This window comes from Streptomyces krungchingensis (assembly GCF_054729265.1).
The window spans coordinates 6,103,862-6,120,604 of record NZ_JBPUKY010000001.1 but is presented as its reverse complement, the minus strand read 5'-3'; the positions used below and the strand labels follow the sequence as shown (position 1 = coordinate 6,120,604).

Below are 16,743 nucleotides of genomic sequence, written 5' to 3'. Positions count from 1 at the left end.
TTAAGGCCCCTCAGTCCCATTCCAGGCCGCCGCGCCGCCATACGTACGCGTACGCGACGAAGACGGTGAGCACGAAGAGCAGCATCTCCACGAGCCCGAAAACACCCAGGGCGTCGAAGGTGACGGCCCAGGGGTAGAGGAAGACGATCTCGATGTCGAAGACGATGAAGAGCATCGCCGTCAGGTAGTACTTGATGGGGAAGCGCCCGCCGCCGGCCGGCGTGGGGGTCGGCTCGATGCCGCACTCGTAGGCTTCGAGCTTGGCGCGGTTGTACCGCTTCGGACCGATCAGCGTGGCCATGACCACGGAGAAGATCGCAAAGCCTGCCCCGAGGGCTCCCAGTACGAGGATCGGCGCATACGCGTTCACGCTCCTCGCTCCTCTCAGTCGGCACTGACTGGTGGCGGTTCGGCGGGCAAGCACTCCCGCCCCACAGGCCCCACGAGCTCCACCCGTCCCGGCGAAGATCGCGAACATGTGAAGCAGGTCACAAGCCCGACTGCCTCGCATCTTATGCCCGCCGGTCTGTGATCTGCGACACGGGGTATTACACAAGCTTTGTGATCTCCACCACCTGACGAACGATCATGAAGTCGTATGAGCAGTGATCTTCATACGCGAAGCGTCCGGTCGATCACCAGAGGTGACATTTCCGCTCGTCACCGCAGGTCCGAGGCGGCGTCTCCATATCAAGAGACTTCCTCTGCATGCAAATTCGAGTTGGACGCGGACCCTTGATAGAGGACCGCGTTCACACTTCGGAGGGAGCTCCGCGGCCGATGTGGACGCGTGCACGCGTTCACGAGCGGGGGACGGGTGGAGCTCACGCGCGGGACGCCGTCGCCCCGGTGACCGTTCCGTGACCTGCGCCACATCTGCCTATGGGTCAGATAAACCGGGCTTGGCCATCGGCTTCAACCGGTGGTAGGTGGCGGGCAATTCGGACGTAATACAGAAAGCCCATGATCACGGGCTTGACGAGGGCTGTCCGCAATGCCCGTTACGGCGTCAATAAAGAGTGACGCGCGACGATTTCGGCGGCCGATTGAACAACTGTGGCGCACCACACGTTTCTTGAAGGTATGGAGGAGCCCCTGGTACCGCTTGTACCCATGTCCCACACCGCTCACATACGAAGCCACCGGAAACCCCGTCGCAACGCGTCGGCGCTCGCGATGCGCGCCGGTGTTGCCGGTGGCGTCCTCAGCACCCTGGCCGTGGCCGGTGCGTCCGGTTCGGCGAACGCCGCCGAGCCCGTGACGCAGACCCTCGAACTGCCCACCCTGACGGCCGACCTGGCCACCCAGGTCGCGCAGTCCGCGGACGCCACCCAGCAGGCCGCGGCCAACTACGAGCTGCAGGCGGAGCGTGACGCGGCCGCCGCAAAGGCCGCAAAGCAGGCCAAGGCGGACCTCGCCGAGGCCAAGCACAAGGCCGAGGCCAAGAAGAAGGCCGCCGCCGAAGCCGCGCGCAGGGCTGCCGCCGCCGAGGCCGCCTCGCGCTCGTCGGAGCGGACCACCCTCTCCGCCTCCGCGTCCACGTCCACGAACGTCTCCGCCCCGGCCAGCGGAAGCGTCGCGACCGTCATCGCCTTCCTCAAGGCGCAGGTCGGCGACGCCTACGTCATGGGCGGCACGGGCCCGAACGCGTGGGACTGCTCGGGCCTCGTGCAGGCCGCGTTCAAGCAGGTCGGTGTCGACCTGCCGCGCGTCTCGCAGGACCAGTCGACGTCCGGCACGCCGGTCTCGCTGTCCAACCTCCAGGTCGGCGACATCCTGTACTGGGGTTCCGCCGGTTCGGCGTACCACGTGGGTGTGTACATCGGGAACGGCCAGTACCTGGACGCCGCCAACCCCTCCAAGGGTGTGGTGATTCAGGACCTTTCGGGCTATCCGGCCACGGGCGCGGTCCGCGTCCTCTGAGCCCTCGCCGTGAGGGCCGCCGCCTCGGGGCGGCGGCCCTTTCGTGCTGCCCGCCCGCGTCTCCGTCCTGCCGCCTTCCCGCCTCCCTCCGGCTCCGCGCCCCTGTCCGGGACCGCCTATCCGAGGTCGAAGGTGTTCGGCAGGCCGAGCTTGTGGCGGAGTTCGTCCACCCGCTTCAGCGGCTCCATCTCCGGGGGGCGGTACAGCTCCCAGACGCGACACCGCTCGGTGTCCGAATCGTCCGCTTCCAGCAGTGCGTTGACGGCCCGCCGCGCCGATTCGTTCGCGCCCTCCATCGTCGCCAGGTCGACGTCCGTGCGGACGTAGTCGCCGGCGAGGAAGAAGTTCGGGACCGCGGTGCCGGCGGTGGGCCGGTTGTAGAGCGTGCCCGTGGGATGGATGAGGAGCTGCTCGCGGTTCTGCGGGTCCGGGCCGCCCAGACCCGTCACGGCCGGGTCCATGAACCAGCCGATCCGGTCCTCGTCCCTGAGCGTCGTTTTCCCGGAGTCGTTCAGCCCGTCCTTCAGCTGCGCCCACAGTTCGGCGACGATCTCTTCCTTGGTGCACTCACGGGCCGTCCTGCCGTACAGGATCCCGGGTTTGTCCCACTCGGAGACGATCACGGACAGGCAGTCGCGGGCCTCGCCGTCGCCGTAGTCGCGCGAAAAGTCCCGTACGTCCCAGAACTGGGCCTGGCCGATGCCCGTCACCGACCACGGTGAGTCGAGGCAGTTGATGTGGCCGTGCACGACCGGGGTGGGCGTGCGCAGGTAGAACATCACGCCGGTCATCCAGTCCGTCCGCAGCGCGTCGCACCGGCCGAGCTGCCGGTCCGCCGCGCGCAGGGCGGGGCCCCAGGTCGCGCGGGCGTGCTCCACGGGCATCGCGGAGAGGTAGTGGTCGGCGGTGACCGTCCGCTCCCGGCCCCCGTCACGGTCCGACACACGGACCCCCGTCACCCGGCCCTGCGCGTACAGCACCTCCCGGACCTGGGTGCCGAGGACGAACTCGACACCGAGGGAACGCAGATGCGTCTCCCAGGGGTCGATCCACGCCTCGCTCGTCGGCGCGTTCAGGACGCGGTCGACGTCGGCGTCGCCGTCCATGCCGCGGCCCAGCAGCCCCCACAGCAGGAGGGCCTCGATGATGACGCGGCCGACCGTGCGGGTGGAGGCGATCTCGGCGCGGGTGGCGACGAGGTTGCGGGTCTGCCCGATGCCCAGCAGGGTCTGGTACTCCGTGCTCATCTCGCCCGCGCGGATGAAGTCCCACCAGGGCACCTTCTCCCACTGGTCCTCACGGCGGGCGTCGCAACTGGTGAGGTGGACGAGCAGCCGGTCGGCGAAGTAGGCGGCCTCGTGGGCCGGCAGGCGGGTGCCGAGGTCGAGGACGGAGAGGATCTGGTCGCGGAGCCAGGACGGAGTGATGTCGCCGGGGGCGGGCACCGTGGTGGCCCGGCGCAGCGGGAAGTGGAGGTCGGGCCGGCCCGCGTCCCGCGCGAACAGCGCCTCGGTGCCGCCGCGGAGGTTGTCGTGGACTCCGCCCGTGTTGCCGGGGAAGGGGATGCGGCGCATCGTGTCCGGGAGGTTCCGGTAGAAACCGGGAAAGAAACGGAAGCCGTGCTCGCCGGGGAGCGGTCCGCGTCCACCGGCGCCGGTCCCGGGGACGTCCATCGAGCGGGCCTTGCCGCCGAGTCGGTCGTAGTACTCGTAGACGGTCACGGCGTAGCCGCGCTCGGCGAGTTCGTGGGCGGCGCTGAGGCCCGAGACCCCGCCGCCGAGGACGGCGACCCGCCTGCCCGGGGCCGGAGCGGCCGCGGCGCTCCCGGCCGTCCCTAAGGAGACGGCGGCGGCCGTGGCTCCTACCGCTCCTCCGGCCGCGGCCAGGAAACGTCTGCGGGTCTGTCCGGTGTGCTCCTGGGACTGCAGCGCGTGTTCTGTTGTCATGAGCAACGGAGGGTAGGGAGGGGCTCCGGAAGCCGGAACCCCGTCGGCCCGCCACCCACAGCATCCTCACAATCACCGGGAGAGACAGTCATGCCACGTGTGTTCGTCCAGGGAAGCCCCGTCGACACGTATCCGCGGCTCGCGCCGGAGGCCCGGCGGGGTGCGGTACGACGGATCACCGAGGTCGGCGAGGAGGTGCTGCACAAGCCATGCCGGGACGTGACCGAGTTCGGGCCCGATCTCGCCGCGCTCATCGACGACATGTTCCTGACGATGTACGTCGCGGAAGGCGCCGGTCTCGCGGCGAACCAGGTCGGGGTCGCGCTGCGCCTGTTCGTCTACGACTGCCCGGACGACGCGGGGGTCCGGCACGTCGGGCACATCGTCAATCCGGTGCTGGAGCCGCTCGACCCGGCCGGGCGCCGGCTGCTCGACGAGGGCGAGGGCTGCCTGTCGGTGCCGGGCGCCGTGATGGACGTACCGCGTCCGGACCGGGCCGTCGTGCGCGGGCAGGACCGGGACGGCCGTCCGGTCCGCGTCGAGGGCACCGGGTACTTCGCCCGCTGCCTCGCCCACGAGACCGACCACCTGGGCGGGCGGGTCTATCTGGACCGGCTCTCCGGGCGGGAGCGCAAGGAGGCCCTGCGGCAGGTGGCGGACCGGCGCGAGGAGGTCTTCGCGCGCCGGGCCGCCCATCTGGAGGCGCTCGGTTCCTGAGGCGAGCCCTGCCGGCGCCGCCCGGTCCCCGAGAGGGGCCTCGCGGACCGCGCCTTCCACGGCCGCGGGCGGGCGGCCCGGTGAGCGTCCCGGTGCCGCCCCCCTCACGCAGGGCGGCCCCGGGGAGGGCGTGCTCTCGGTCGAGGCGTCACCGGTGCCGCTCCCTCGGACGGAGGGGGCGGCGCCGAAGCTAGGCCTTCGGCGCGACCTTGCTTAGGCCGTTGATGATCCGGTCCATCGCGTCGCCGCCGGTCGGGTCCGTCAGGTTCGCGAGCATCTTCAGCGTGAACTTCATCAGCATCGGGTGGGTCAGCCCGCGCTGCGTGGCGATCTTCATGACCTTCGGGTTGCCGATGAGCTTCACGAACGCGCGGCCGAGCGTGTAGTAGCCGCCGTAGGTGTCCTTGAGGACGCGCGGGTAGCGCTGGAGGGCGAGTTCGCGCTGCGCCGGTGTGGCGCGCGAGTGCGCCTGGACGATGACGTCGGCGGCGATCTGGCCGGACTCCATGGCGTAGGCGATGCCCTCGCCGTTGAAGGGGTTCACCAGGCCGCCGGCGTCGCCGACCAGCAACAGGCCCTTGGTGTAGTGCGGCTGGCGGTTGAAGGCCATCGGGAGGGCGGCGCCGCGGATCGGGCCCGTCATGTTCTCCGGGGTGTAGCCCCAGTCCTCCGGCATGGACGCGCACCAGGCCTTGAGCACCTCGCGCCAGTCCAGTTCCTTGAAGGAGTCGGAGGTGTTGAGGACGCCGAGGCCGACGTTCGACGTGCCGTCGCCCATGCCGAAGATCCAGCCGTAGCCGGGCAGGAGACGGTCCTCGGGACCGCGCCGGTCCCACAGTTCCAGCCAGGACTCCAGGTAGTCGTCCTCGTGACGCGGCGAGGTGAAGTACGTCCGGACCGCGACGCCCATCGGACGGTCCTCGCGGCGGTGCAGCCCCATCGCCAGGGAGAGCCGCGTGGAGTTGCCGTCGGCGGCGACGACGAGCGGGGCGTGGAAGGTGACCTCGCGCTTCTCCTCACCGAGCTTGGCGTGGACGCCGGTGATGCGGCCGGTGCGGTCGTCGACGATCGGGGCGCCGACGTTGCAGCGCTCGTACAGCCGCGCGCCCGCCTTCTGCGCCTGCCGCGCCAGCTGTTCGTCGAAGTCGTCCCGCTTGCGCACGAGTCCGTAGTCGGGGAAGGAGGCGAGATCCGGCCAGTCCAGCTGGAGGCGCACACCGCCGCCGATGATCCGCAGGCCCTTGTTCCGGAGCCAGCCCGCTTCCTCCGAGATGTCGATGCCCATCGAGACGAGCTGCTTGGTGGCGCGCGGGGTCAGGCCGTCACCGCACACCTTCTCCCGCGGGAACGCGGTCTTCTCCAGGAGCAGGACGTCGAGCCCCGCCTTCGCGAGGTAGTACGCGGTGGTGGAACCGGCTGGCCCGGCCCCGACGACGATGACATCGGCGGTGTTTTCGGAGAGGGGCTGGGGCTCGGTCACGGCGGGGTCTCCCCAAGACTCGAAATCAACGTGCCGACGGGCACTGGACATGGGCAGTCTATGCAGCGGTACTGATCACCCGGCTGAAGGGCTGCCCCCCGTGAACCGAGCTCTCCCCGACGTACGGCTCCGTGTCCCCACCGACGAGGACGCCTTCGCCTGGCACCGGATCTTCGCAGACCCGGAGGTCATGGAGTTCCACGGGGGCAGGGCGGCCGAACTGTCCGTGTACGAGGAGCTCACCGCGCGGCAGCGGCGGCACGACGCGGAGCACGGCTTCTGCCTGTGGACGATGGTCGGCCCGGAGGGAGAGGTGCTGGGCTTCACGGGGGCGCAGCCGTGGCCGCACGGGTGGGGGCCGACCGGCGAGATCGAGATCGGCTGGCGGCTGGGACGGGCGCACTGGGGCAAGGGGTACGTCACGGCGGCGGCCCGCACCACCCTGGAGCGGGTCCGCGCGGCCGGGGTCCATGATGTCGTGGCCATGGTCAACGCACGCAACGAACGCTCCATCGCCGTCACGAAGCGGCTCGGCATGGAGCTCGCCGAGCGGTTCACGACTCCGGTGACGGGCCAGGAGGGCCACCGCTACCGCCTGACACTGGCCTGAGCGCCCCGGCACCGGCCCGCGCGGCGCGGCGGCACCCCCGGCCCCGCCCGCGTGACCCGGCGCCACCCCCGGCAGCGGCCCGCGCGGCCCGACTGCGCCCGACTGCGCCCGGCATCGGCTCGCGCGGGGCCGGCGCGGCACCCCTGCCGCCGGCCCGAGCGCTCCCCCGCACCGGCCCGCGCGGGACCGGCGGCGCCTCTGACGACTTCCGGATGGCACCGGCGGAGGCTTACCCTTCCGGTACCGCTGGGGGTGAAGCTTGTGCAGATAACACCCAAGACACCCGAAGTGCGCGTACCGCGGCTCGTCGGCCTGATGGCCGTGGACGCGCGTGAGACGGCCGAGGCGCAAGGGGTGCTGCTCGTCGCACCGGACCGGCCCGACTTCCTGCGCACGGTCGTCGACTATGTCGTACGGCAGTACCCGCCACCCGGCGTGGAGGTCCCGCGCGGTGCCCTGGTCACCGTGTGGTTCGACCTCGGTGACTCGGAGGGCGGCGCGGGGGTGCGCGAGCCGCGCCTGCCACGTCCGCCGTCGGGCGGGATGCGCCGCGAACTCGACGAGCCCGGTGATCCTTTCGTGGTGCCGCACTGAGCGACCGCGCCGGTACACCGCCGCGGCCCGCGCGCCGACCGCTCCGTGGCCGGCCGCGCCGCGGTCAGGCCTTGAAGCCCCGGTGCAGGGCCACGACCCCGCCCGTCAGGTTCCGCCACGCCACCTTCGACCAGCCCGCCTTGCGCAGCCGCTCGGCCAGTTCGGGCTGCGTCGGCCAGGCACGGATGGACTCGGCGAGATAGACGTACGCATCCGGGTTGGAGGAGACGGCGCGGGCGACCGGCGGCAGCGCGCGCATCAGGTACTCGGTGTACACCGTGCGGAACGGCGCCCAGGTGGGGTGCGAGAACTCGCAGATCACGACCCGCCCGCCGGGCTTCGTCACCCGGTACAGCTCGCTCAGCGCGGTGTCGGTGTCCTGCACGTTGCGCAGCCCGAAGGAGATGGTGACCGCGTCGAAGGTGTCGTCCTTGAAGGGCAGCTTCGTCGCGTCGCCCGCGGTGAGCGGCAGCCACGGGTGGTTCCTCTTGCCGACCCGCAGCATCCCCAGGGAGAAGTCGCAGGGGACGACGTAGGCGCCGGTGCGCGCGAAGGGCAGCGAGGAGGTCGCCGTACCGGCCGCGAGGTCGAGGATCTTCTGCGCGGGCCGCGCGTCGACGGCCTTGGCGACCTCTCTGCGCCACACCCTGTCCTGGCCCAGCGACAGCAGGTCGTTCGTCAGGTCGTACCGTTCCGCCACGTCGTCGAACATCGAGGCGACTTCGTGCGGCTGCTTGTCCAGGGATGCGCGGGTCACGGGCCCATTGTGGCAGTACGGGCCGGGCGACTCTCCGGCACCCGGCCCGTACGCCGGCCCCGCGTCCCCCCTGGAGACCTCCGCCGGGCCCCGCTCAGGGAAGGAGTCTCGGCTTCTTCCTGGCCGCCACGTCCTCGACCCAGCCGAAGAGCGGGACGGCGATCCAGATCAGCAGCCAGCCGATGCCGAACATGAACCACTGGCTCTCCAGCGGGAGCCACTTCTCGAAGGCCGGCACCTTCCAGAACTGATCGATCAGCGGGACCGCGAGCACCAGGGCGATCTCGTGCCAGAGATAGATCGTCACGGCCCGGCCGTTGAAGATCGTCACGATCCGGTCGAGGCGCCGGAAGCGGGCGAGCCACGCGAAGTCCACGTCGTAGTACGCCTTGAAGTACATCAGGAGCGTCACGAAGCCGGCCGACCAGAAGGCCTGCGCGAGCGGGATCTCGTCCAGGTCGTAGGTGCCGGCCGCCGCCTGTTGCGCGAACGCGTACCAGCCTCCGCAGGCGAGGGCGGCCAGCGACGCCAGGACGACCGGCCCCGGCCTCAGCCGCTGGAGCACACCCTCGCGGTGCGCGAATCCGAGGAGCCAGCAGAACCCGTACGTCGCCAGGTCCGTGAGGGCGCTGCCGAAGCGGTCGTACGGCGGCTGCCAGACGTACTGGAAGACCACGATCGGAACGAGGGACAGCAGCAGGACGGGGATCGGGGCCCTGCGGAAGATCCGCAGGAGCAGCGGGGAGAGCAGCACGAACCAGAGGTACGTCCGCAGGTACCAGAGGATCTCCCAGGCCTGTGCGCCCCACTGGTTGCCCGGCGGGTCGCCGACCGGCACGATCCAGAACACGATCTGCCAGCCCGGCATCCAGTCGTGGATCAGCATGGCGACCACGACGAAGACCCCCCAGAACCAGAAGGGCGGCAGCAGCCGCCGCATCCGGCTTCGGACCACCTTGAGGGCGGGCCGTTCCAGGGACTTCGCCATCAGGGTGCCGGCGAGCGCGAACATCACGCCCATCGAGGGGAAGACCAGGCCTGCCCAGGCCCAGCCGAAGGTGTGGTAGGTCACGACACGCACCAGGGCTACGGCGCGGAGGGCGTCGAAGTAGCGGTCGCGGCCCTGCGCTCCCGCTTCTGCTCCCGTCCGCGGCGCGGACTCCTCCGGCGCGGGGAGTGGTTGCTCCGCCGTGTCGCCGCCGGGGTCAGGTTCCGCGCGGTCCGGTTCCGCGGGGGCCGGCGGTGCGGTCGGGTCCCAGCCGTGCGGCGCCGCGGGAGCACCGCCCGCGGCGGTGTACTCGGGAGACAGCTCGCCGTACGCCTGCGGCTGCCCGGCCCGGCCGTACGGATCGGGCTGCTCGCCATGGCCGTACGGATCGGGCTGCTGCACGGATCCGGATTCGTAGCCGTATCCGTAGCCGTATCCCTGCTGCGGGTACTGCCCGTACTGCCCTTGACGGTCCTGGTCCCAGCTCATCTAGCTCACCCCCGCCGGGGTGCCGACCTCGCCCGTGCGCTTGAGTTTCTGCCAGCGCAGACGTCCGCCGGTGAGGGCCGTGACGCAGGAGTGGATCAGGACCAGGTACATCATCTGCCGGTACGCGAGTTGCTGGAGCGGCAGCATCGCGAGGTAGCGGTACTTCTCCCGGTCGAGCCGGAAGGCGTAGGCGGCGCAGACGAGTTGGACGGCGAGGACGGCCAGCCAGGCGAGCAGGGCCGCGCGGAAGTCCACGAAGACCATCGAGTAGAGGGTGAACACGTCGATGAGCGGCGCGAAGACCGGCGTGACGATCTGGAAGAGCACGACGAGGGGCATGCCCACCCGGCCGAAGCGGCCCGAAGGGCCCTTGTCCGTCAGGGACTTGCGGTGCTTCCACAGCGCCTGCATGGTGCCGTACGACCATCGGTAGCGCTGCGACCACAGCTGCCTGAGCGAACCCGGCGCCTCCGTCCAGGCCCTGGCGTGCTCCTGATAGACGACGCGCCAGCCCGCCCGGTGCATGGCGATGGTGATGTCGGTGTCCTCGGCGAGCGTGTCCTCGCTCATGCCGCCGACCTCCAGCACCGCGTCCCTGCGGAAGGCCCCGATGGCGCCCGGGATGGTGGGCATGCAGCGCAGCAGGTCGTACATGCGGCGGTCGAGGTTGAAGCCCATCACGTACTCGATGTGCTGCCAGGCGCCGATCACGGTGGTGCGGTTGCCGACCTTGGCGTTGCCCGCGACCGCGCCGATCTCCGGGTCGGCGAAGGGCTGCACGAGCTGGTGCACGGCGTCCGGTTCGAAGACGGTGTCGCCGTCCATCATCACGACGATGTCGTATCTGGCGTTGCGTACGCCGTTGTTGAGCGCGGCCGGCTTGCCCGCGTTCTCCTGCCGGACGACCCGGACGTTGGGCATGCCGAGCGACTCGGCGATCTCGGACGTGTTGTCCGTCGACCCGTCGTCGACGACGATGATCTCGATCGGATGGGTGCTCCTGGCCAGCGACTTGAGGGTGTTGGCGATGCACTCCTTCTCGTTGTAGGCGGGCACGATCACGGACACGGGTTCGGTGACCGGCGGCCCCCAGCTGAACCTCCCGCCCCGGCCGCGCCCGCGGTTGCGCTGCCGGTGGTGGCGGCGGGCGAGGACCAGCATCATCGCGAAGCGGCCCATGACGGCGACTCCGACGACGACGAGGAACCAGGACAGGGCCGGTACGACCCACTCGGCCACGGCGACGGCCCAGATGAGGGCCCTGCCCTCGTAGAGCGTCGCGCCGGTGGCGGTGCGGTGGGCGGCCTGCTCGGTGTCGATCGTGGCGGCGCCGGCCGAGCCGGGGCGCGCCCCTCGGCCGTCCGCCCCGGCCGCTCCCCCGGCGGCGGCCTGCCGAGTGCCGTCGGCACCTGAGCGGTTCAGCCGGGCCTGCGCGCCGCTGACCGTGGTGAAGGTGTAGCCCTTCGCCTTCATCTTCTTGATGTACGTGTCGAGCGCCTCGACCGTCTGCGAGCGGTCGCCGCCCGCGTCGTGCATGAGGACGATGGCGCCCTTGTTCTTCTTCGGCGTCGCCCACTGGACGATCTTCGAGACGCCCGGCTTCTTCCAGTCGTCGCTGTCGGTGTCGACGAAGACGCTGGTGTAGCCGAGACCGCCGATCTCCTTGTAGACGGGCCAGCTGTAGTTGTCGACGGCGTCGATCTCCGACGAGTACGGGGCGCGGAACAGCGTGGTGGTGACGCCCGCGGCGCCCGCGAGGGCGAGCTGGGTCTGGTTCAGCTCGCGCTTGAGCCGGGCCGCGCCCTGGTAGGAGAGGTCGACGTGGGTGAAGGTGTGGATGCCCACCTCGTTGCCCTGCTCCACGAGCTTCTTCACGATGCCCGGGTAGCGCGAGACCATCGAGCCGACCATGAAGAAGGTGCCCTCGACGTCGTTGTCCTCCAGGACCTCGAGGACCTGGGGCGTCCAGGTGGCCGTCGGCCCGTCGTCGAAGGTGAGCACGATGGTCTTCGCCGGCACCGACTGGGTCTTCGCCGTGCCGTTGTCGAAGGTCAGGATGGGCCCGCCGTCGAGGATCTTCTCGGGGACCTTGTCGTAGGCCGCGCCGTCGCGCACGCGTGAGTCGTTGCCGATCTCGGAGCGCAGATAGCCGTCGAGGAGCATCACGCTGACGAGGGCCAGCAGGAGCAGGAGGGCGAGGATGACGCGCGGCTTCTGCAGCGCCGCGGCCCTGCCGGCGGCCCGCTCCATCCTGGAGGGGGCACGGCGGCGGCCGCGCGAGGGCGTCGTCGTAGTCATGAGAGTGGCTGCGTCCCGGTCAGTTGGCGCCGGTGGAGGCGGACACGGAGGGAGCGGAGGAAGGGGCGGTGCCGCTGGGCAGGCCCGACGGCGCGGTCCCGGTGGGGGCGCCGGTGGGGGCGCCGGTGGGGGCCGTGCCGCCCTGCGGCCGCATGCCACCGCCTCCGGGGGCGGATCCGGCCCGGCCACCGTCGAAGGGGAACAGCGCGGACGGCGTCAGCGAGGTGCCCCAGCCCATGAAGGCCATGCCGAGCACGCAGGCGTACCCGAGGCAGACGACACCGACGAGCGTGCCGAGGCGGCGCAGCAGGCGCGCTCTGCGCCCGGAGTTGTCAACGAAGACGGGGCCCTCGGCGGCCCCGTGGCCGCGTTTGCGGCGACGGCCGCGGGCGGTTGCGCGGCTTTCGACGGCGGACTCGGATTGCATTCCCCGGAGATTAAGGCGCCTTTATGTGCGAGAAACTCGGTCTCCCATGTGAGGCGCCCATGAGAGACGCCTCAATCTGTCCTTTCTCTATGAGATTTCCCGGACGACCGTCTCCCCAGGCCGCCACGCCGATGGGCGATACGCCCCACTTCAGTGCACCGTTTCACCCCCTTATGACCCCTTCGTCGCACGGCATCGTCCCGCCTGATCTCCATTCGGGATTCCCGACCTGGTGTGCCACATTTCCCCTACGGATTCGGTGGTTTGTTTCCGTCCTGAGACAGAGATCACGAGAGCGGGTGCTTACGCAATGAGGAGTTTCCTGAAGCCCGCCGCCGGGCTCGTCTGCCTGGTGGCGCTGGCCTGTGCGGGGTGCTCCTCGGACGGTGGCGGGGCGTCGGACACGGCCTCCCCACGGTCGGGCGGGACGCGTACGGCACCCGCGCCCAGCGGCGGCGACAGCGACGGCGACAGCTCGACGTCGGCCACCTCGTACGCCCCGTACGTGAGCGCCACCACCGCCTCCGCCACGGACTCCAGCGGGTCGCCGACGACGTACAACCTGGCCTTCGTGATCTCCGACGGCAGCTCCTGCACGCCGAAGTGGAACGGGACGTACGCCCTCGGCGACTCTGCCGTGGCGTCGCGGATCTCGGCGCTGAAGAAGTCGGGTGCGAGCGTGCGCGTGTCCTTCGGCGGAGCCTCCGGGAAGGAACTCGCCTCCACCTGCGACAGCGCGAGCGCTCTCGCCGCGGCCTACGGTGCCGCGCTCGACGCCGCCGGCTCGTCCCAGGCGGACTTCGACATCGAGGGCGACGAGCTGATCGACTCCGACTCGGTGGCGCTGCGCTCCGAGGCGATCGCGCTGCTCCAGAAGGAGCGCACCGATCTGGAGGTCTCCTTCACCCTGCCCGTGATGCCGTCCGGACTCGACGACGACAGCCTCGCCCTCCTGGAGTCCGCCAACGACCACTCCGTGAAGGTCGCCACGGTCGACATCATGACGATGAACTACGGCAGTTCGTACGCGGGCGACATGGGCGACTACGCGATCACGTCCGCCGAGGCGGTCCACGACCAGCTGGAGGACGTCTTCGGGCTGTCGGGCGCGGGCGCCTGGCAGGGCCTCGCGCTCACCTCGATGATCGGTGTCAACGACGTCGACAACGAGACGTTCACGCTCTCCGACGCCGCCCAGGTCCGCGCGTTCGCCGAGGAGAAGGAGGTCGCGTGGGTCTCCATGTGGTCGACGTTCCGCGACCGGCAGTGCGTGGACGACGACGCCGAGTCCGATGACGCGGCCACCGACTGCAGTGGGGTGCAGCAGAGTTCGGGGGCGTTCGGGAAGGCCCTCGCCGGCTGACCCGGCCGCCGCGCGCGGGGGTGCGTGCGCGCGACGCCGGAGCAACGCGCCTACCAGCACGGCGTGTTAGCGGGCAGGCCCAGTGTTCTCCCGGGCGGGCCAGGGGTGTTGGCGGGCAAGACTGGGGTGCCAGCAGGCGAGTCCGGGGTGCCGGCGGGCGGGACCCAGGTCGTGCGCCGTCCGACGACGGTCTAGCGGCGCCGGTGCACCAGGCGTCCCCCGCACACCGTCGCGAGGCACGTCCCGTCCGCGTCGAAGACCGCGAGGTCGGCCCGCCCGTTGTCGGTGATCACCGGTGTCCGGGGGTGCGCGAGCACGGCGACGTCGTTGCGCGCGGCCGCGGCGCGCAGGCCGGCGTCGTCCGCGTACGCCTCCAGCACCGCGGTGGCGCCCGACTTCAGTACGGCGTGCACGCGTTCGCGGGGGCTCGGTGCCGTGGGCAGGGCCCCTTCGTGGACGCGGGCGGGCCCGAGGGAGCCGGGCCAGCGGCGCACGCGCGCCCCGGGGAACCGCTCCAGCAGCTCGTCCAGCGGCCCCACGCCCGCGACACGGTCCCCCTCGACGGCCACGGCGCCGTCCTTGAGCGGCGCCGTGTCGCCCCAGCTGCGCCGGAGCTCGTCGGCGGTGTGGATCGTCAGCACGGCGTGGCTAGTTGGAGGCGAGCAGCTTCAGCTCGGGGTGTGCCGTACCGCCCTCGATCGCGGTCGACGAGATGTGGGACATGACGCGCTCGTCGACGGGGTCGTTCGCCGGGTCGTCGTGGACCACGATGTGCTCGTACGTCGTGGCCCGCTGGGCGGGCACGCGGTCGGCCTTGCGGATCAGGTCGATGATCTCCATGCGGTTGGAGCGGTGCTTGGCGCCCGCGGAGGACACCACGTTCTCCTCCAGCATGATCGAGCCCAGGTCGTCCGCGCCGTAGTGCAGGGAGAGCTGGCCGGCCTCCTTGCCGGTGGTCAGCCAGGAGCCCTGGATGTGCGCCACGTTGTCGAGGAAGAGGCGGGCGATCGCGATCATCCGCAGGTACTCGAAGAGCGTGGCCTGCGTACGGCCCTTGAGGTGGTTGTTCTCGGGCTGGTACGTGTACGGGATGAAGGCGCGGAAGCCGCCCGTCCGGTCCTGCACGTCACGGATCATCCGCAGGTGCTCGATGCGCTCGGCGTTGGTCTCGCCCGTGCCCATGAGCATCGTGGACGTCGACTCCACACCGAGCCGGTGCGCCGTCTCCATGATCTCCAGCCAGCGCTCGCCGCTCTCCTTCAGCGGGGCGATCGCCTTGCGGGGCCGCTCCGGCAGCAGCTCGGCACCGGCGCCGGCGAAGGAGTCGAGTCCGGCGGAGTGGATGCGCTGGATCGCCTCCTCGACGCTCACCTTGGAGATGCGGGCCATGTGCTCGACCTCGGACGCGCCGAGCGAGTGGATGACGAGCTGCGGGTACGCGGCCTTGATCGCGGAGAAGTGCTTCTCGTAGTACTCGACGCCGTAGTCCGGGTGGTGACCGCCCTGGAACATGATCTGCGTGCCGCCGAGCTCGACGGTCTCGGCGCAGCGCCGCAGGATGTCGTCGAGGTCGCGCGTCCAGCCCTTGGCGGTGTCCTTGGGGGCCGCGTAGAAGGCGCAGAACTTGCACGCCGTGACGCACACGTTCGTGTAGTTGATGTTGCGCTCGATGATGTACGTCGCGATGTGCTCCGTACCGGCGTACCGGCGGCGGCGCACGGCGTCGGCAGCGGCACCCAGGGCGTGCAGCGGGGCGTCCCGGTAGAGGTCGAGCGCCTCCTCGGGGGTGATCCGCCCGCCTGCGGCGGCACGGTCGAGGACGGACTGGAGGTCGGCCTTCTCGGTCACCGGGGCGTCCCTTTCGGAGGGGTGTGGGCGGACCGATCCAGCCTACGCCAGCCACCTCGGGGGCTCGACGCCAGCCCGCACACCCCGTGGCCACGGCCCCGTTCAGGCCGCGTACGCGCCGATCAGCAGCCCCACGTAGGCGCCCGCGACCAGGAAGGGCCCGAAGGGGATCGACGTCTTGCGTCCGGCGCGCCGCACCACGACCAAACCCATCCCGTACAGCCCGCCGAACAGGAACCCGGCGAAGGTGCCCAGCAGCACCACGCTCCACCCGTACCAGCCGAGTACGGCCCCGAGGCCCAGCGCGAGTTTCACGTCCCCGAACCCCATGCCGTTCGGGTTGATGAGGAAGAGGAGGAAGTACGCGCCCCCGAGCGCGAGCGACCCGTACAGCGCGGTCAGCCAGTCCCCGGCGTGCTCGGGCACGAGCGCGGCCGCCCCGAGCAAGACGAGCGCGGCCCCGGCGAGCGGCAGGGTCAGCACGTCCGGCAGCCGCTGCACCCGGAAGTCCACCACGGCGAGCAGCACGCCGAGGGGTGCGAGCAGCAGCCAGACGGCGAGCTCCGGCCGGGTACCGGTGGCGAGGGCGAGACCGGCGCAGACGACCGCGGTGGTGAGGGAGATGAGAGACACGCCGGGGCCGTATGCGGACGGGGCGTCGCCCAGGGCCACCCGGCCCGCGTCGCCGGACACCTGCGACGCCGTACGCGGGATGCCGGGCGCACGCCCCCGGCCGCCGCACTCCGGGCAGCGGGCGAGCCCGAGCCAGCCGCGTGCCGGGCCGGTGAGGGCGTGTCCCTCGGGGCAGCGGTCGCACCACGGCTCGTCCGGCCGCACGGACAGGCGGTACGCGGGCCGGGGCACCAGCAGCCCGGCCGCCGCGCCCCAGAGAGCGGCCCCGACGGCCACCCAGAGTTCGAGGTCCACGCATTCACCCCAAGAGTTCGTTTGCTGCCGCGGGTCATCGTCGCGCAGGGCACGCCGGGTGGGCCACCGTCCGTGGGACGGATCGGCGGGGCGTCGTCCCGCCGGGCGGTCAGCGGGCCCGCCTCCCGCCGGTGGCGTGCGGACCGGCGGGGCCGTCGTCCGCGGATCGGATCAGCCGGCCCGGACCCACGCGGCGCGGACCGCGTGGGCGCGCGGCCCGGGGCTCGGACCGCGGCGCGGGACTCGGACCGCGGGGCGGGACTCGGACCGCGGGGCGGGACTCGGACCGCGGCGCGGATCACCACGGGTCGGGTCGTCGCCCGCGGGGCGGACCGGACCGGGCGTCCTCCCGCAGGGGGTGGATCGCCTCGGCGCG

Annotated in this window: 15 protein-coding genes; 5 read left to right on the top strand and 10 right to left on the bottom strand. The window is 71.2% G+C overall.

Going from position 1 to position 16,743, the window contains the following annotated elements:
- Nucleotides 1-10: 10 nt before the first annotated feature.
- A complete protein-coding gene (locus ACSYGO_RS26955) occupies nucleotides 11-370 on the bottom strand; it encodes an NADH-quinone oxidoreductase subunit A (RefSeq protein ID WP_007383963.1) in 360 nt (119 codons plus the stop codon).
- Nucleotides 371-1,083: 713 nt separating this feature from the next.
- Here ACSYGO_RS26955 and ACSYGO_RS26950 point away from each other — a divergent pair.
- Nucleotides 1,084-1,923, top strand: coding sequence for a C40 family peptidase (locus ACSYGO_RS26950; RefSeq protein ID WP_432188876.1), 840 nt, complete (start codon nucleotides 1,084-1,086; stop codon nucleotides 1,921-1,923).
- Between the two features lie 116 nt (nucleotides 1,924-2,039).
- Here ACSYGO_RS26950 and ACSYGO_RS26945 read toward each other — a convergent pair whose 3' ends face one another.
- The gene (locus tag ACSYGO_RS26945) at nucleotides 2,040-3,869 is read right to left on the bottom strand and encodes a hydroxysqualene dehydroxylase (protein ID WP_460387940.1); all 1,830 of its coding nucleotides are present in this window, start codon (nucleotides 3,867-3,869) and stop codon (nucleotides 2,040-2,042) included.
- Nucleotides 3,870-3,959: 90 nt separating this feature from the next.
- On the opposite strand from ACSYGO_RS26945, the gene def reads away from it, so the two are divergent.
- Entirely contained in the window at nucleotides 3,960-4,586 is a 627-nt protein-coding gene (gene def / locus ACSYGO_RS26940) for a peptide deformylase (RefSeq protein WP_460387938.1), read from the top strand.
- Nucleotides 4,587-4,776: 190 nt separating this feature from the next.
- Here def and ACSYGO_RS26935 read toward each other — a convergent pair whose 3' ends face one another.
- Nucleotides 4,777-6,066: a geranylgeranyl reductase family protein gene (locus tag ACSYGO_RS26935; protein WP_426680649.1), complete on the bottom strand. Its 1,290-nt coding sequence runs from the start codon at nucleotides 6,064-6,066 to the stop codon at nucleotides 4,777-4,779.
- Nucleotides 6,067-6,166: 100 nt separating this feature from the next.
- Here ACSYGO_RS26935 and ACSYGO_RS26930 point away from each other — a divergent pair, with 100 nt between their 5' ends.
- Together ACSYGO_RS26930 and ACSYGO_RS26925 are read left to right on the top strand one after the other, a co-directional pair.
- Complete coding sequence (locus ACSYGO_RS26930) at nucleotides 6,167-6,676, top strand: GNAT family N-acetyltransferase (protein ID WP_426680648.1); 510 nt, start codon at nucleotides 6,167-6,169, stop codon at nucleotides 6,674-6,676.
- Between the two features lie 261 nt (nucleotides 6,677-6,937).
- On the top strand, nucleotides 6,938-7,270 hold the full coding sequence (locus tag ACSYGO_RS26925; RefSeq protein ID WP_426680647.1) for a PASTA domain-containing protein: 333 nt from the start codon (nucleotides 6,938-6,940) through the stop codon (nucleotides 7,268-7,270).
- Between the two features lie 64 nt (nucleotides 7,271-7,334).
- Here ACSYGO_RS26925 and ACSYGO_RS26920 read toward each other — a convergent pair whose 3' ends face one another.
- The 4 genes from ACSYGO_RS26920 to ACSYGO_RS26905 all read right to left on the bottom strand — a co-directional run bounded on the left by ACSYGO_RS26920 (nucleotide 7,335) and on the right by ACSYGO_RS26905 (nucleotide 12,229).
- Nucleotides 7,335-8,027: a demethylmenaquinone methyltransferase gene (locus tag ACSYGO_RS26920; protein WP_095935927.1), complete on the bottom strand. Its 693-nt coding sequence runs from the start codon at nucleotides 8,025-8,027 to the stop codon at nucleotides 7,335-7,337.
- 94 nt (nucleotides 8,028-8,121) lie between these two features.
- The gene (locus ACSYGO_RS26915; protein WP_460387935.1) at nucleotides 8,122-9,504 is read right to left on the bottom strand and encodes an acyltransferase family protein; all 1,383 of its coding nucleotides are present in this window, start codon (nucleotides 9,502-9,504) and stop codon (nucleotides 8,122-8,124) included.
- Nucleotides 9,505-11,802 (bottom strand): bifunctional polysaccharide deacetylase/glycosyltransferase family 2 protein, encoded by a 2,298-nt coding sequence (locus ACSYGO_RS26910; protein WP_460387933.1) that lies wholly within the window; start codon nucleotides 11,800-11,802, stop codon nucleotides 9,505-9,507.
- 19 nt (nucleotides 11,803-11,821) lie between these two features.
- Complete coding sequence (locus ACSYGO_RS26905; protein ID WP_460387931.1) at nucleotides 11,822-12,229, bottom strand: hypothetical protein; 408 nt, start codon at nucleotides 12,227-12,229, stop codon at nucleotides 11,822-11,824.
- A gap of 310 nt (nucleotides 12,230-12,539) precedes the next feature.
- On the opposite strand from ACSYGO_RS26905, the gene ACSYGO_RS26900 reads away from it, so the two are divergent.
- The gene (locus ACSYGO_RS26900) at nucleotides 12,540-13,592 is read left to right on the top strand and encodes a chitinase (RefSeq protein WP_460387929.1); all 1,053 of its coding nucleotides are present in this window, start codon (nucleotides 12,540-12,542) and stop codon (nucleotides 13,590-13,592) included.
- 191 nt (nucleotides 13,593-13,783) lie between these two features.
- Here ACSYGO_RS26900 and ACSYGO_RS26895 read toward each other — a convergent pair whose 3' ends face one another.
- The 3 genes from ACSYGO_RS26895 to ACSYGO_RS26885 form a co-directional block, all read right to left on the bottom strand.
- A complete protein-coding gene (locus ACSYGO_RS26895; protein WP_460387928.1) occupies nucleotides 13,784-14,233 on the bottom strand; it encodes an imidazolonepropionase-like domain-containing protein in 450 nt (149 codons plus the stop codon).
- Between the two features lie 7 nt (nucleotides 14,234-14,240).
- Entirely contained in the window at nucleotides 14,241-15,440 is a 1,200-nt protein-coding gene (gene mqnC / locus ACSYGO_RS26890; RefSeq protein WP_432174459.1) for a cyclic dehypoxanthinyl futalosine synthase, read from the bottom strand.
- A 102-nt stretch (nucleotides 15,441-15,542) separates the two neighbouring features.
- The gene (locus ACSYGO_RS26885) at nucleotides 15,543-16,367 is read right to left on the bottom strand and encodes a prepilin peptidase (RefSeq protein ID WP_426680640.1); all 825 of its coding nucleotides are present in this window, start codon (nucleotides 16,365-16,367) and stop codon (nucleotides 15,543-15,545) included.
- Nucleotides 16,368-16,743: the final 376 nt, after the last annotated feature.

Excerpts from the sequence above, each read along its gene's own strand:
- def (WP_460387938.1), top strand. The coding sequence starts at position 3,960 with ATGCCACGTGTGTTCGTCCAGGGAAGCCCCGTCGACACGTATCCGCGG.
- ACSYGO_RS26945 (WP_460387940.1), bottom strand. The coding sequence starts at position 3,869 with ATGACAACAGAACACGCGCTGCAGTCCCAGGAGCACACCGGACAGACC.
- ACSYGO_RS26915 (WP_460387935.1), bottom strand. The coding sequence starts at position 9,504 with ATGAGCTGGGACCAGGACCGTCAAGGGCAGTACGGGCAGTACCCGCAG.
- ACSYGO_RS26950 (WP_432188876.1), top strand. The coding sequence starts at position 1,084 with ATGGAGGAGCCCCTGGTACCGCTTGTACCCATGTCCCACACCGCTCAC.
- ACSYGO_RS26900 (WP_460387929.1), top strand. The coding sequence starts at position 12,540 with ATGAGGAGTTTCCTGAAGCCCGCCGCCGGGCTCGTCTGCCTGGTGGCG.
- ACSYGO_RS26910 (WP_460387933.1), bottom strand. The coding sequence starts at position 11,802 with ATGACTACGACGACGCCCTCGCGCGGCCGCCGCCGTGCCCCCTCCAGG.
- ACSYGO_RS26905 (WP_460387931.1), bottom strand. The coding sequence starts at position 12,229 with ATGCAATCCGAGTCCGCCGTCGAAAGCCGCGCAACCGCCCGCGGCCGT.